This window comes from Microbacterium sp. CFBP 8794 (assembly GCF_014841235.1).
GTDB lineage: Bacteria > Actinomycetota > Actinomycetes > Actinomycetales > Microbacteriaceae > Microbacterium.
Window position 1 is genome coordinate 20,448 of the sequence record NZ_JACYTT010000005.1, and the last position, 13,481, is coordinate 33,928.

12 protein-coding genes are annotated in these 13,481 nt (G+C 70.0%); 11 read left to right on the top strand and 1 reads right to left on the bottom strand.

Annotated features, from left to right (window positions below):
• Window positions 1-84 precede the first annotated feature (84 nt).
• From IFU19_RS14090 to IFU19_RS14125, 8 genes are all read left to right on the top strand, one after another.
• Window positions 85-576: a GNAT family N-acetyltransferase gene (locus IFU19_RS14090; protein ID WP_192212005.1), complete on the top strand. Its 492-nt coding sequence runs from the start codon at window positions 85-87 to the stop codon at window positions 574-576.
• 50 nt (window positions 577-626) lie between these two features.
• The gene (locus tag IFU19_RS14095; RefSeq protein ID WP_192212006.1) at window positions 627-3,362 is read left to right on the top strand and encodes a DNA translocase FtsK; all 2,736 of its coding nucleotides are present in this window, start codon (window positions 627-629) and stop codon (window positions 3,360-3,362) included.
• A complete protein-coding gene (gene pgsA, locus IFU19_RS14100) occupies window positions 3,362-3,949 on the top strand; it encodes a CDP-diacylglycerol--glycerol-3-phosphate 3-phosphatidyltransferase (protein ID WP_055835138.1) in 588 nt (195 codons plus the stop codon). Before IFU19_RS14095 ends, pgsA begins: the two co-directional genes overlap by 1 nt.
• Complete coding sequence (locus IFU19_RS14105) at window positions 3,946-4,473, top strand: CinA family protein (protein WP_055835141.1); 528 nt, start codon at window positions 3,946-3,948, stop codon at window positions 4,471-4,473. Before pgsA ends, IFU19_RS14105 begins: the two co-directional genes overlap by 4 nt.
• 202 nt (window positions 4,474-4,675) lie before the next feature.
• Window positions 4,676-4,984, top strand: a complete 309-nt coding sequence (locus IFU19_RS14110) for a helix-turn-helix domain-containing protein (protein WP_055835145.1) — start codon at window positions 4,676-4,678, stop codon at window positions 4,982-4,984.
• Window positions 4,985-5,005: 21 nt separating this feature from the next.
• Complete coding sequence (locus IFU19_RS14115) at window positions 5,006-5,230, top strand: DUF3046 domain-containing protein (RefSeq protein ID WP_055835152.1); 225 nt, start codon at window positions 5,006-5,008, stop codon at window positions 5,228-5,230.
• A gap of 250 nt (window positions 5,231-5,480) precedes the next feature.
• Window positions 5,481-6,536 carry a recombinase RecA gene (gene recA / locus IFU19_RS14120; RefSeq protein WP_191915344.1) on the top strand — a complete coding sequence of 352 codons (1,056 nt, stop codon included), beginning with the start codon at window positions 5,481-5,483 and terminating at the stop codon, window positions 6,534-6,536.
• Entirely contained in the window at window positions 6,536-7,489 is a 954-nt protein-coding gene (locus IFU19_RS14125) for a regulatory protein RecX (protein ID WP_192212007.1), read from the top strand. Before recA ends, IFU19_RS14125 begins: the two co-directional genes overlap by 1 nt.
• A gap of 190 nt (window positions 7,490-7,679) precedes the next feature.
• On the opposite strand, the gene IFU19_RS17085 is transcribed toward IFU19_RS14125, so the two are convergent.
• The gene (locus IFU19_RS17085) at window positions 7,680-10,118 is read right to left on the bottom strand and encodes a LuxR C-terminal-related transcriptional regulator (RefSeq protein ID WP_192212008.1); all 2,439 of its coding nucleotides are present in this window, start codon (window positions 10,116-10,118) and stop codon (window positions 7,680-7,682) included.
• 398 nt (window positions 10,119-10,516) lie between these two features.
• On the opposite strand from IFU19_RS17085, the gene miaB reads away from it, so the two are divergent.
• The 3 genes from miaB to IFU19_RS14145 are packed head-to-tail and all read left to right on the top strand — an operon-like array spanning window position 10,517 to window position 13,442.
• A complete protein-coding gene (miaB, locus tag IFU19_RS14135; RefSeq protein ID WP_070408220.1) occupies window positions 10,517-12,064 on the top strand; it encodes a tRNA (N6-isopentenyl adenosine(37)-C2)-methylthiotransferase MiaB in 1,548 nt (515 codons plus the stop codon).
• The gene (gene miaA, locus IFU19_RS14140) at window positions 12,061-12,996 is read left to right on the top strand and encodes a tRNA (adenosine(37)-N6)-dimethylallyltransferase MiaA (RefSeq protein WP_192212009.1); all 936 of its coding nucleotides are present in this window, start codon (window positions 12,061-12,063) and stop codon (window positions 12,994-12,996) included. Before miaB ends, miaA begins: the two co-directional genes overlap by 4 nt.
• Window positions 12,993-13,442: a GNAT family acetyltransferase gene (locus IFU19_RS14145; RefSeq protein WP_342343431.1), complete on the top strand. Its 450-nt coding sequence runs from the start codon at window positions 12,993-12,995 to the stop codon at window positions 13,440-13,442. Before miaA ends, IFU19_RS14145 begins: the two co-directional genes overlap by 4 nt.
• The last annotated feature ends 39 nt before the right edge of the window (window positions 13,443-13,481 follow it).

Here is a 13,481-nt window from a genome sequence, read left to right on the forward strand (position 1 = left end):
CCGCCGGACGACCCTCGGGTTCGCCGGCGGCGCTTCGTCGATTCACCCGGCGCGGGAGCGGCGCGCCGCCGCTATCATTCGGGCATGCCCGGTCTCCCGATCCGCGCGGCCGTCGCCTCCGACGGCGCCTTCCTCGCCGACATGACGGTCGAGGCCGCCCTGTGGCGCGCGGGAGCGGCACGTGCTCGTCACGAGATCGTGAGCAGCTCCGAGTACCGCCGGTACATCGCGGGATGGATGCGTCCCGGAGACGCCGGCTTCATCGCCGAGTCGCCCGGGGGAGAAGCCGTCGGCGCGGCCTGGTACCGGATGCTGCCGCGCGACGAACCCGGATTCGGGTGGGTGGGCACCGGGGTACCCGAGCTGATCATCGGCGTCCGGCCCGTCTGGCGTGCCCACGGCGTCGGGCGCGCGCTCCTGCAGCGCCTCGTCGATCATGCCCGTGCGCAGGGCTACGCCCGGATCAGCCTCAGCGTCGAGCGCGGGAACTACGCCGTCAGCCTGTACCGATCCGAGGGCTTCGCGGTCACGCGCCCCGGGATCGGACGCGACGTGATGGTGAAGCGCCTGGGCTGAACCCCGCGTCGGTGCGGGCGAATGTCGGGGGTCCCGCCTACCGTGGAGGCATGGCTCGCAGTTCGTCCCCCACCGGCGGTCGCGCCCCCGCGAAGGGGTCTCCGCGATCGAAAGCCTCGGCCCCGGCGCCGAAGCGCTACGTCGACGAGCCCGAGAAGCCCTCGGCCGCCGTCCGCGCCTGGATGGCGCTCGCCCACGGGGTCGGCGGGATGTTCCGCACCTTCGGCCCCGAGAACCTCGAGCGGGATCAGCGTCGAGACGGCTTCCCGTTCTTCCTCGTCGTGCTCGCCGTCGTCGGTGCCGTCGTGGAATGGTTCTTCATCGGAACCGAGGCGGCGGCGCTGATCAGCGCGTACAGCTTCGGGCTCCTCTTCGGGCGGGTCGCCTTCGTGCTCCCCGTGCTGTTGCTGCTTCTGGCGGGATGGCTCTTCCGGCATCCCTCCTCCGTCCACGACAACGGCCGGGTCGGCATCGGCTTCGGCCTGTTCGTCGTCACCGTGTCGGGCTTCTGTCACGTCGCGGGCGGCCGACCAGCCCCCAACGAGGGCGGACCGCCGGTCCTCAGCCGCGCCGGGGGGATCGCCGGCTGGATCGTCGGAGAACCGCTCACCCTGCTGACCGAGGTGGGCGCGTACATCGCCCTGTCCCTGCTGGCCGTGCTCAGCGTCCTCATCCTCACCAAGACGCCGCCCAACCGCATCGGCCGTCGCCTCGGCGACCTCTACGCCTGGATGTTCGGCGCCGAGCGCGTCGAGCGCGACGCGACCACCAAGGTCCTCCCCGTCGACGATCATGACGACGAGCCGGCCGAGAAGTCGCTGCCCTGGTGGCGGCGCAACAAGTCCGGTCGCGAAGAAGACACCGACGGCGCCCTGGGATCGGACGACCTTACGACCCTGCTCAGCCCCGGCACCACGCAGGGCGGCTTCGAATCCGCGGTCGTGGCACCTGAGCCCGTCACCGCCCCCCTTCGTCCGCCGGTGCCGTCGACCCCCGCGCCCGATGCCCTCACCGAGGTGTTCGACGCGCGCGCCCTCGCCGGAGCCGCCGCCGGTCGGGGGCTGCACGACGACTCGCCCGTCGACGACGCACCCGACCACGAACTGCCCGGCATCTCGGGCCTCGGCGGCGACAATGCGGGGGCCCCGCCCGCGGCGAACTACCGTCTGCCGGCGGTCACGGCGTTGGCCGCCGGAACCCCGCCGAAGGCGCGTTCGGCCGCCAACGACGCGGTGGTCAAGGCCATCGAGAGCGTCCTCGAGCAGTTCAAGGTCGACGCCCGGGTGACGGGCTTCTCGCGCGGCCCCACGGTCACGCAGTACGAGATCGAGGTCGGGCACGGCGTGAAGGTGGAGCGCATCACCGCGCTCACCAACAACATCGCCTATGCCGTCGCCTCGAACGAAGTGCGAATCCTCGCGCCCATCCCCGGCAAGAGCGCGATCGGTGTCGAGATCCCCAACGCCGACCGCGAGATCGTCACGCTCGGCGACATCCTGCGCTCCGATGCGGCGACGTCGTCCACGCACCCGATGACGATCGGCGTCGGCAAGGACGTCGGTGGGGGATTCGTCGTGGCGAACCTCGCGAAGATGCCCCACCTCCTGGTGGCCGGCTCCACCGGATCCGGAAAGTCGAGCTTCGTCAACTCGATGATCACGAGCCTGCTGATGCGGGCCAAGCCCTCCGACGTGCGCATGGTGCTCATCGACCCCAAGCGCGTCGAGCTGACGTCGTACGCCGGCGTTCCGCACCTCATCACGCCCATCATCACGAACCCCAAGAAGGCCGCCGAAGCGCTGCAGTGGGTCGTGAAAGAGATGGATATGCGTTACGACGACCTCGCGTCGTTCGGCTTCCGTCACATCGACGACTTCAACAAGGCCGTCGTCAACAACGAGATCACGCTGCCCGCGGGCAGCGAGCGGGTGCTCAAGCCGTACCCGTACCTGCTCGTGGTCGTCGACGAGCTCGCCGACCTCATGATGGTGGCGCCCCGTGACGTCGAGGACTCCATCGTGCGCATCACGCAGCTCGCCCGTGCGAGCGGCATCCACCTCGTCCTCGCCACGCAGCGTCCGTCGGTCGACGTGGTCACCGGTCTCATCAAGGCCAACGTGCCTTCGCGTCTCGCGTTCGCCGTGACGAGCGTTACCGACTCTCGCGTCATCCTCGACCAGCCGGGCGCCGACCGTCTCATCGGTCAGGGCGACGGGCTCTTCCTGCCGATGGGGGCCTCGAAGGCCGTCCGCGTGCAGGGGGCGTGGGTCAGCGAGCAAGAGATCGAGAAGGTCGTCGCGCACGTCACCCAGCAGGCGCGGCCCGAGTACCGGTCCGACGTGCAGGTGGCCGCCGAGAAGAAAGAGATCGACGCCGACATCGGCGACGACCTCGAGCTGCTGCTCGCTGCGGCGGAGCTCGTGGTCTCGACGCAGTTCGGGTCGACCTCGATGTTGCAGCGCAAGCTCCGCGTCGGCTTCGCGAAGGCCGGCCGCCTGATGGACCTGCTCGAATCCCGAGAGATCGTGGGACCGTCCGAGGGATCGAAGGCCCGCGACGTGCTCGTCACCAACGAGCAGCTTCCCGCGGTGATCGCTCGTCTGCGCGGCGACGACGCCCCGTCGGCACCCGCGCCGGCAGCGGCTCCGTCGGCGGCATCGGCCCTCGCCGATGATGACCGCTACGGTACCGATGCCATCGCGTCTCAGTACGATGGCCTCCCGGTCGTCGAGAGCGACGACGACGAAGGCTCGGAAGACGCCTGGCAGCTGACAGGACGCGACTGATGGCAGTGCACCCCCAACTCCCCAACGCGATCACCATCGCGCGCATCCTGTGCGCGCCGGTGTTCCTGTGGTTGCTGCTGGCCGATGACGGACGGGGCGGAGGACTCCGGTGGGCGGCCGCGGTCGTCTTCATCGTCGCGATCGCGACCGACGGCATCGACGGGTACATCGCCCGTCGGTACGACATCGTCAGCGATCTCGGCAAACTCCTCGATCCGATCGCCGACAAGGCTCTGACGGGCGTGGCGTTCGTCGGTCTGTCTCTGCTCGGCGAACTGCCCTGGTGGGTGACGATCATCGTGCTGATCCGAGAGATCGGCATCACGATCTACCGCTTCATCGTCGTCAGCGACCACGTGCTGGCGGCCGCTTGGATGGGCAAGCTGAAGACCGTGGCCCAGGCCGTGGCGCTCTCGATCGCGTTGGTTCCGTTCGCCGGTCTGTCCGACGCGAGCGCGTGGCAGAACACCGTCTGGTGGGTGAGCGTGATCACCATGACGATCGCGGTCGTGCTGACCATCGCCTCGGGCCTCGATTACGTCGTCACCGAGATCAGAGCGGCGCGCAAGGGCCGAGTCGCCCGATGATCGACGGCGTTCCCGAGGACTTCGACGAGACCTTCGTCCGAGACCCTCGTGAGAGTGCGGCGTCGTTGATCGAGCGGCTGGTGGAGCTGGGGTGGACCGTCGCGGTCGCCGAGTCGCTCACGGGTGGGCTCGTGGTGTCGTCGCTGGTCGATGTGCCGGGGGCGTCACGCGTCGTGCGGGGCGGAGTCGTCGCGTACGCGACCGATCTGAAGCACAGCGTGCTGGGCGTCGATGCGGCTCTGCTCGAGGCGCACGGGGCCGTGCATCCCCGCGTGGCGCGCCAGATGGCTCGCGGTGTCCGTGACGTGCTCGGCATCGATGGCGCGGCGGCTCAGGTGGGGATCGCGACCACCGGCGTCGCCGGTCCCGACGAGCAAGACGGACAACCGGTGGGTACCGTGCACATCGCCGTCTCCACGCCCCTGGGAACGCGAGTCGACTCGCTCGTGATCGCGGGAGATCGTGATCGCATCCGTCACGAGACGGCCCACCAGGCGATCCGACGGGCTCTGGCGGCGCTGTGACGGCGACTCGCGACCGGACGCCGAGACCGTCCGCGAGCCGTCGCGAGAACCCGCCCGAATTCGCGGGAACAAATGGTCGCACATCCCGGTTTCGTCTAGCGATTCCCATCCGGTGCACAGCGCGCGGCATTAGGGTGACACAGACGGTGTTTACAGTTGTCCACCCGGACAGCGACGGAATCAGCAGTGAGGAGGGCCCGAAATGATCCTGGTTCGTCAAGAGATCGGCGAAGTCCTGCGTGACCTCCGCCAGCAGAAGGGTCGCACCCTCCGCCAGGTCGCGAGCCGCGCGAGCGTGGCCCTCGGGTACCTCAGCGAAGTCGAGCGTGGCCAGAAAGAGGCGTCGAGCGAGATCCTCGCCTCGGTGGCCGAGGCCCTCGACGTTCCCATCTCCACCATCATGCGCGAAGTCGGAGACCGACTCTCCGTCCTCGAGGGGCTCCAGACGTTCCCCGACGTCGTTCCCGACGAGCTCGTCGCATCGGTCGAACCCGAGCTCTCGCTGCGCTGAGCAGCCGACTCGTCGTCTTCCATGCGTCGTAGCGAGTTCGATCGCGCCGTGGCAGATGAATTCGGCGCACGCGGCGGCTCTCTGCTGACCGACCTCGTCCTGTCCGCGGTCGGCGGCCGCACCAGCGTCGACGCGTTGGCGGCGGGAGTCGACCCGCGCGACGTCTGGCTGGCGTTGTGTGCCGAGACCGACGTGCCCGCCGACCGTCGGTACGGCGTCGGTCGCCTCGAACCGCGACGACACTGAGGTTTCGGGAGTCGGACACGCCGGGCGCGGCGGTCATCGAACCTTCGTTCGATTATCGGTAGGCTCCTTCACAAGAGCGATTGCGACGCGTTCATCCCCATCGGGGAGGTTCTCCTCCGCCAATGTCGGAGGCCCTCCCTAACGTGGACAACGTCGAACGACACTCTGAACGCCTTGTCGGGCAGCCCCATCGTCGATGGGGAGCGCGACAGCCTATAGGCGACCGGAACGCGAGCAGAAAGAAGACGTCATGCCCTCACCCGCAGAGCGCGAAAAGGCCCTCGAGTCAGCCCTCGCCCAGATCGACCGGCAGTTCGGAAAAGGCTCGGTCATGCGCCTGGGCAGCGACGACCGTGCGCCCATCGCGACCATCTCCACCGGTTCCGTCGCCCTCGACGTCGCTCTGGGTATCGGCGGACTGCCTCGCGGCCGCATCATCGAGATCTACGGCCCGGAGTCCTCGGGTAAGACCACGCTGACCCTGCACGCGATCGCCAACGCGCAGCGCGCCGGCGGCATCGCCGCGTTCATCGACGCCGAGCACGCGCTCGACCCCGAGTACGCCAAGAAGCTCGGCGTCGACATCGACGCGCTGTTGGTCTCGCAGCCCGACACCGGTGAGCAGGCGCTCGAGATCGCCGACATGCTGATCCGTTCCGGAGCCATCGACCTCGTCGTCATCGACTCGGTCGCCGCTCTCGTGCCCGAGGCCGAGATCAAGGGCGAGATGGGCGACTCGCACGTCGGTCTGCAGGCTCGTCTGATGTCGCAGGCGCTGCGCAAGCTCACGGGTGGGCTCAACACCACCAACACGACGATGATCTTCATCAACCAGCTGCGCGAGAAGATCGGCGTGTTCTTCGGTTCGCCCGAGACGACCGCCGGGGGTAAGGCGCTGAAGTTCTATGCGTCGGTTCGCCTCGACATCCGTCGTATCGAGACGCTCAAGGACGGCACCGAGGCGGTCGGAAACCGCACGCGCGTCAAGGTCGTGAAGAACAAGATGGCTCCGCCGTTCAAGCAGGCCGAGTTCGACATCCTGTACGGCGTGGGCATCTCGCGAGAGGGCAGCTTGATCGACTTCGGTGTCGAGCACGGCATCGTCAAGAAGTCCGGAGCCTGGTACACCTACGACGGCGAACAGCTGGGTCAGGGTAAAGAGAACGCCCGAAACTTCCTGATCAAGAACCCCGACATCGCCGGAGACATCGAGACGAAGATCAAGAACAAGACGGGCATCGGCGCACCTTCCGTTGTCGCCGAAGCTCCCGCTGACGATGAGCTGGCTGCCCGCCGCCCGGCCTGATGACGGAACGCGAATCGGGTTCTGGTCTTCGTCCGTTCACACGGGCGGGCGGCGACCAGAACCCCGACGATATCGACGACCGGGACCTGGGCGCCGTCGATTCGGGCTCCGTCGGTGAGGTCGCGTCGAGCGACGAGGCCGCGCTCGGCGTCGACGACGCACGGGGTGCGCGGCCCGCGCTGCGCGCCCTGGACGACGACACCCTCGCTCCCGTCATCCCGCTTTTCGGGAACGGCGAAGGGGCGCACCCCTCGCGAGGCGGATCGGGCGACGCTCCCGCCGGATCGTCGTCCTGGCGCGACCGGAACGAGCACCCGGCGCAACGCGGCTCACGAGGATCGAGACGAGGGTTCTCACGAGTCGACGGCCCCGGAGACGCCGACGAAGGTCTTGTCCCCGAAGAGGCTGCGCCGAGCCCCGAAGAGATCCGCGAGCGTGCCGAATCCGTGTTGCTGCGCAAGCTGAACTCCCGCTCGCTGTCGTTATCTGAGGCGCGAACGGTTCTGCGCGGTGTCGACGGCGTCGACGACGCGATCACGGCCGAGATCATCGATCATTTCCTCGACCTCCGCTATCTCGACGACGCATCGTTCGCCGAGCAGCTGGCCATGTCGGCGACCGAGCGCCGCGGGCAGGGTCGTCGTGCGGTGGCCGAGACTCTGCGCAAGCGCGGCATCTCGCGCGATGTCGCGGAGGCGACGATCGCCGAGATGCCCGACGACGACGCCGAGCGAGCGTTGGACTTCGCTCGATCGAAGGTGCGGTCGGTGGGCGGCAAAGACTTCGACACCGATCTGCGCCGCTTGGTCGGCCAGCTCGCGCGACGCGGCTACCCCTCGTCGGTGGCGTTGACGGCGGCGCGGACGGCGCTCGACGAGGCCGGACTGGGCCGCAGCCGTTCGACGTTCCGGTCTTCGCCGTCGACGAGCGTTCGTTTCACACCCGACGACTGAGTGTCGCGCGTCGCCCGACGGGTCGCGCACGCCAGACGTCGGCGGGCCCGCTCACCGCGGCCCGGGCGGCTCGCTCACCGTGGGTCCGCCCACCGCGGGTCCGCCCACCGCGGGCCCGCTCGCCGCACGTCCGGCGGGTCCGCTCGCCGCACGCCCGGCGGGTCCGCTCGCCGCACGCGCGGCGGGCCTGCTACCGCACCCCGGGCGGCACAGGCACCACACCGGCGGCCACCATACGGCCCAGATCGCGTCGACTCGCCGCTCCCACCTTCAAGCGCGCCTGGTACACGTGCGATTCGACCGTGCGTACCGACAGGAACAGTCGTGTCGCGATCTCTCGGTTCGTCAGGCCCTCGACGACCAGCACGGCGATCTCGTGCTCGCGTCGGGTCAGTTCTTCGCCCGAGGCCAGGGCAGGGGAGTGCGCGGGGAGCCGCTCGATCCCTCCCGGTTCCGTCCACCGCTCGCCGTGATCCGCGGTCCACAGGTTGTGCAAGCGCAGCTCGTCGACGGGAGTCGATTCCTCTTCCACCGAACGGGCCGACAACCGCCGCACCGCTTCGGTGGCGAGGGGGAGGTCTGTGGTGGCGGCGAGCTGGATGAGTTCGTCGGTCTCTTCCCGGGTGGCTGCTCCCAGGGTCGACAGGCGGAAGAGGTCGCGGATCCGCAGCGCCGCAGCGGTCGTCCCGGCCGTCACTTCGGCCGCCGCGCGAGCGGTCGCCCGCGCCTCCTCGTCTCGCCCTTCGGCCGCGAGGATGGTCGTTTCGACGTACCGCATGCCGTGAAGGAGCATCGGGCTGGCTTCCAGGTCGAGACTCGCCAAAGAGGCGCGTGCCTCCTTCGTGCGCCCGCTCATCGCGAGTTCCTCGGCGACGCCCAGCTCGATCATGGCGGCATTCGCGTCCGTGACGGCGAGCGGCTGCCGGCCGAGCGCCGCCTCCAACTCCCGCTGCGACTCGACGGGTCGGCCCTCGCCGGCGAAGGCGATGGAGGCCGCAGCCCCCGCGAGCGTCAGCTCTGCTGCCCCGCCCTCGCGTGCCGCGGTACGCAGCTCTTCGTCGAGCCGCTGGCGCACGTCGTTGCCGTCAGCCCCCGCCACCTGATACCCGGCGAGCATGAACATCACGGCTGACAATCGGTCCTTGGCGGCGATCCCCGTGATCTTCTGGCGGGAGTCGAGGAGTCTTTCCGCGGCGCGGTAGTACCGGCATGCCGCGCTCCACCCGCCATGGAAGGTCGCCGATGTTCCGGCGGTGATGAGTGCGCGCAGACGCGCTTCGGGCGACGCAGCCTGGACCGCCACGGCCTGGGCCGCAAGGTCGGCGGCCCCAGCCCAGTCGAGGGCGTCGCCCGCCTGGCCGGATCGCACCAGCAAGACCTCGATCTGAGTGTCCGCGTCACCCTCGTCACGCGGGGCTGCGGAGTCAGTGGCTCCGTCGCGCGGTCGCGCGCGCAGCCGAGCGAGTCGCCGGAGGACGTCGCGATCCGACGCGTCGACCGCGTCGACTCCGGACGCGGAATCGTTCCACCCCCCGGAGGCGAGCACTGCCTCCAGTCGCAGGTCGGGATGATCGTGGGCGCGCAGGCCCCGCGCGGCGTGTGCGGCCGCATGAGCGGAGTCGCCTCGATCGTTGGCGATCCTCGCCGCGTCGAGCGCGATCCGCGCGCGGACGAGGGGATCGACCGGCGGGGCGTCGGCCGCAGAGGAACCGTCACGATGCCACTTCTCGGCCACGTGGAGCGAGATCGGCAGGCTCCACCATTCTTCTGCCTCGGCCAGCATGCGTTCACAGGCGGCGTCGATGACCGCGCGCACGCACGCCGACCCGAGCTGGCGTTCGGCCTCGCGCGCGATGAGATCGTTCGCCGTGAGGCGCCGAGCCGGAGTGCCGTCGGCGTGCATCAGTCCACCGGCCACCAGGCCGCCGACGGTGTCGGTCGGGAACAGGCGTGTCGCCACGCTGAGCTCGAGGTGGGGGAGTCGGTGGACGACGGAGAGGCACATGAGGTCGTCGGGGGCGATGTCGGCGACGTGACTCTCGACGGCGACGGCCAGGCGGCTCTGCGGTGCGATGTTCTCGAGCGCGCGCAGGGGATCACGTCCCGCGGCCACGGCCGAGAGGGCCTCGAGAAGCAGGCGCCGCAAAAGCGTGCGGGAGCCGTCGGCGCGCCACACGAGCCCCGCGCGGGTGGCACTGTCGAGAGTCTCGCTCCCGGGGAAGAGGGCCACGAGCTCCTCGGCGTCGGGGGCGATGAGCTCGCCGAGATCGATCCGCTTCGCGAAGCCGTCGTGCCACAGTCCCAGGGCGAGGCGCTGCGCGTCGGATTCTGCGGTGGGGCGGGCTGCCCGCGCCCGCGCGGTGCGCACGCCGATGAGCAGGGTGATCCGCCGCGCGGCCGCCGCGCGGACGATCGCGGTCGTAGAGGCGGTATCGAGCGCGTCGACGTCGTCGACGATCACGATGGTGCGGTCGGAGTCGGGTGGCGGGCCGTCCCGCAGAGCTGAGGCTCGCGGGTCGTCGGTGGCGTCGACCGCGCCGAACGGGATGTCGCTCAAGAGGGCGGACGGCCGTAGCACGACGGGCGCGGACCCCCAGCGTTCGAGCTCGGCGGCGACGGTGCGGAGCACGTAGCTCCGTCCACTTCCTCGTGGCCCCGCCAGCACGAGAGAGGTCCCCTCTCGCAGTCGGGATGCCAGCACGCCGGCGTTCCGATCTGCCCCCACGAGGGCTTTCGCCCACTCCCTCGATCGTTCTTTCCGCATGCCCATCTCCCCCCGGAAAAACCCGCAGGCGGACGGGTTATGGCGTACGACCAAAAGGCTACCTACTGAGCACAGCGTCGTCCGGCCTTTAACCGAAGCGTATGCGCCTTTTGCGCTAAATGTGGCACACCGGTAGTCCGCGGCCATCGACCAGTAGTGCCTCTCGGTAGTCTCCGGCGACCACGGTCGCTCCGCGCCTGTCGGAGTGACGCCGAGTCCGGCCCGAGGCTCGTCCCGCCCCGGCGCTTAGACTTGCTCGCATCATGACGACCCCCGTTTCCTCCCCGACGCTCATCGCTCCCTCTCCCGCCGCACAGGGCGAGACGGGCGCCCGCACCTACGAGGTGCGCACCTTCGGATGCCAGATGAACGTCCACGATTCGGAGCGCCTGTCGGGATCGCTCGAGAGCGCGGGGTACGTCCGCGCCGATGTCGGGTCCGAGGCCGACGTCGTCGTGATCAACACGTGCGCCGTGCGCGACAACGCTGCCGGCAAGCTGTACGGGACGTTGGGGCACCTGAAGTCCCGCAAGGACGCCCACGCGGGCATGCAGATCGCGGTCGGGGGGTGCCTGGCGCAGATGGACAAGGACGCCGTGCAGCAGAAGGCGCCGTGGGTCGATGTCGTCTTCGGCACGCACAACATGGGATCGCTGCCCGGAATGCTCGAGCGCGCCCGCCACAACGGCGAGGCCGAGCTCGAGATCCTCGAGTCGCTCGAGATCTTCCCCTCCACCCTGCCCACCAAGCGCGATTCGGTGCACAGCGGCTGGGTGTCGATCTCGGTGGGATGCAACAACACCTGCACGTTCTGCATCGTGCCGAGCCTGCGCGGCAAAGAGAAGGACCGTCGCCCCGGCGACATCCTGAACGAGATCCGCCTGCTGGTCGACGACGGTGCCATCGAGGTCACTCTGCTGGGCCAGAACGTCAATTCCTACGGCGTCGAATTCGGCGATCGCCTCGCCTTCGGCAAGCTCCTGCGCGCGGCCGGCGAGATCGAGGGCCTCGAGCGCATCCGGTTCACGAGCCCGCACCCCGCCGCGTTCACCGACGACGTCATCGCGGCGATGGCCGAGACGCCCGCCGTCATGCCGCAGTTGCACATGCCGTTGCAGTCCGGGTCCGACCGCGTGCTCAAGGCGATGCGCCGGTCCTATCGGAGCGAGAAGTTCCTCGGCATCCTGGATCGGGTGCGCGAGCGCATGCCGCACGCGGCGATCACCACCGACATCATCGTGGGCTTCCCCGGCGAGACCGAGGAGGACTTCCTCGAGACGTTGCGGGTCGTCGAGGCATCGAGGTTCGCGACCGCCTTCACGTTCCAGTACTCCATCCGCGAGGGGACGCCGGCGGCCACCATGCCCGACCAGGTCCCGAAGGCCGTCGTGCAGGAGCGCTACGAGCGGCTCATGGCGCTGCAGGACCGCATCGCGGCCGAAGAGAACCAGAAGCAGCTCGGACGCACGCTCGAGGTGCTCGTGTCGGCGGGTGAGGGCAAGAAGGACGCCGCGACGCACCGCCTCACCGGTCGCGCCGAAGACAATCGTCTCGTGCACTTCGAGGTGCCGGCGGGCTCTCCCGTCCCGCGTCCCGGCGACGTGGTCTCGGTCACCGTGACGCACGCCGCGCCCTTCCACCTGCTGGCCGACGCGCCCGATGCCGCCCCCCTGCGCATCCGTCGGACGCGCGCGGGAGATGCCTGGGACCGTTCGCAGGCGGAGTCCTGCGGCGTCCCGGCGCCGGCGGGCGACGCCGCGACCCCGCGCGCGGTCTCGCTCGGTCTGCCGTCCCTGCGCGTCGGAGTGTGAGTTCCGCCGCGCCGCGCCTGTGGGCCGTCGTCGGGGCCACCGGCACCGGCAAGACGGGGCTCTCCCTCGATCTCGCCGAGGCCCTCGCCGCCCGGGGACGCGCGGCCGAGATCGTGAACGCCGACGCCATGCAGCTGTACCGGGGCATGGACATCGGGACCGCGAAACTCCCGGTCGGTGACCGACGCGGCATTGCGCATCACCTCTTCGACGCTCTCGCCGTGACCGACGAGGCGGCGGTGGCCTGGTATCAGGATGCCGCCCGCGCGGCGATCGCCGAGATCCACGGGCGCGGAGCCGACGCGATCCTCGTGGGCGGCTCCGGCCTGTACGTCTCGGGAGTGCTGTGGGACTTCCGGTTCCCCCCGCGCGACGAGGCCGTCCGGGCGCGGCTCGAGGCGGAGCTCGACCGTCTCGGCGCGGGTGCGCTGTACGCGCGCCTGCGCGAGGCCGATCCCGCCGCAGCCGAGCGCATCGATCCGCGCAACGGTCGCCGCGTGGTGCGGGCGCTCGAGGTGCTGGCACAGGGCGGCGAGACGCACGGCGGCGCCCTTCCCTCCGCGCCGGAGTTCTGGCATCCCGATACCCGGATCATCGCGACGACCGTCGACCGCGAACAGCTCGTGCCGCTCCTCGACGCCCGCGTCGAGGGCATGTGGGCCGCCGGCATGGTCGACGAGGTCGAGCGGCTGCGCGGCGACGGGCTCGAGCGCGGGGTCACCGCCGCACGGGCGATCGGGTACGCACAGGCCCTCTCGCAGCTCCGCGGCGACCTGACACGAGACGAGGCGGTGGCCGAGACGCAGGCCCTCACTCGTCGGTACGCGCGGCGACAGGTGTCGTGGTTCCGCCGCTACGCCCAGGCTCGATGGGTCGACGCCCGCACCGTGGATGCCACGACCCTGGTGTCCGCGGGCGAGGTGGGGGAGTGAGCATCGTCGTGCGGAGCTTCGAGCTCGACGACGAGGACGCCGTCGTGGCCCTCTGGGAGGAGGCGGGTCTCACCCGACCGTGGAACGACCCCCGAGCCGACATCCGCCGCAAGCTCACGGTGCAGCCGGAGTTGTTCCTCGTGGCCGTCGACGGCGGCACGGTGGTCGGCAGCGTCATGTCGGGCTACGACTGCCATCGCGGATGGCTCTATTACCTGGCCGCGGCGGCGTCGCACCGCGGTCGAGGTGTCGGTCGCCTGCTCGTGGCCGAGGCGGAGCGGCTGCTCGAGGCGCTCGGCTGTCCGAAGGTGCAGCTCATGGTGCGTCCCGAGAACACGGGCGCCCGGGGCTTCTACGACGCCCTGGGGTACGAACCGTTCGAGACGTGGGCCACCGGGAAGAGGCTCGTCGTCGACGGACCGGGCGGACCGCCGCCACCCGGCTGAGCGCGGCGGTCTGCGTTCCCGGCGCGGGCCTCACGCGTC

Excerpts from the sequence above, each read along its gene's own strand:
- IFU19_RS14090 (WP_192212005.1), top strand. The coding sequence starts at position 85 with ATGCCCGGTCTCCCGATCCGCGCGGCCGTCGCCTCCGACGGCGCCTTC.
- IFU19_RS14095 (WP_192212006.1), top strand. The coding sequence starts at position 627 with ATGGCTCGCAGTTCGTCCCCCACCGGCGGTCGCGCCCCCGCGAAGGGG.
- pgsA (WP_055835138.1), top strand. The coding sequence starts at position 3,362 with ATGGCAGTGCACCCCCAACTCCCCAACGCGATCACCATCGCGCGCATC.
- IFU19_RS14105 (WP_055835141.1), top strand. The coding sequence starts at position 3,946 with ATGATCGACGGCGTTCCCGAGGACTTCGACGAGACCTTCGTCCGAGAC.
- IFU19_RS14110 (WP_055835145.1), top strand. The coding sequence starts at position 4,676 with ATGATCCTGGTTCGTCAAGAGATCGGCGAAGTCCTGCGTGACCTCCGC.
- IFU19_RS14115 (WP_055835152.1), top strand. The coding sequence starts at position 5,006 with ATGCGTCGTAGCGAGTTCGATCGCGCCGTGGCAGATGAATTCGGCGCA.
- recA (WP_191915344.1), top strand. The coding sequence starts at position 5,481 with ATGCCCTCACCCGCAGAGCGCGAAAAGGCCCTCGAGTCAGCCCTCGCC.
- IFU19_RS14125 (WP_192212007.1), top strand. The coding sequence starts at position 6,536 with ATGACGGAACGCGAATCGGGTTCTGGTCTTCGTCCGTTCACACGGGCG.
- miaB (WP_070408220.1), top strand. The coding sequence starts at position 10,517 with ATGACGACCCCCGTTTCCTCCCCGACGCTCATCGCTCCCTCTCCCGCC.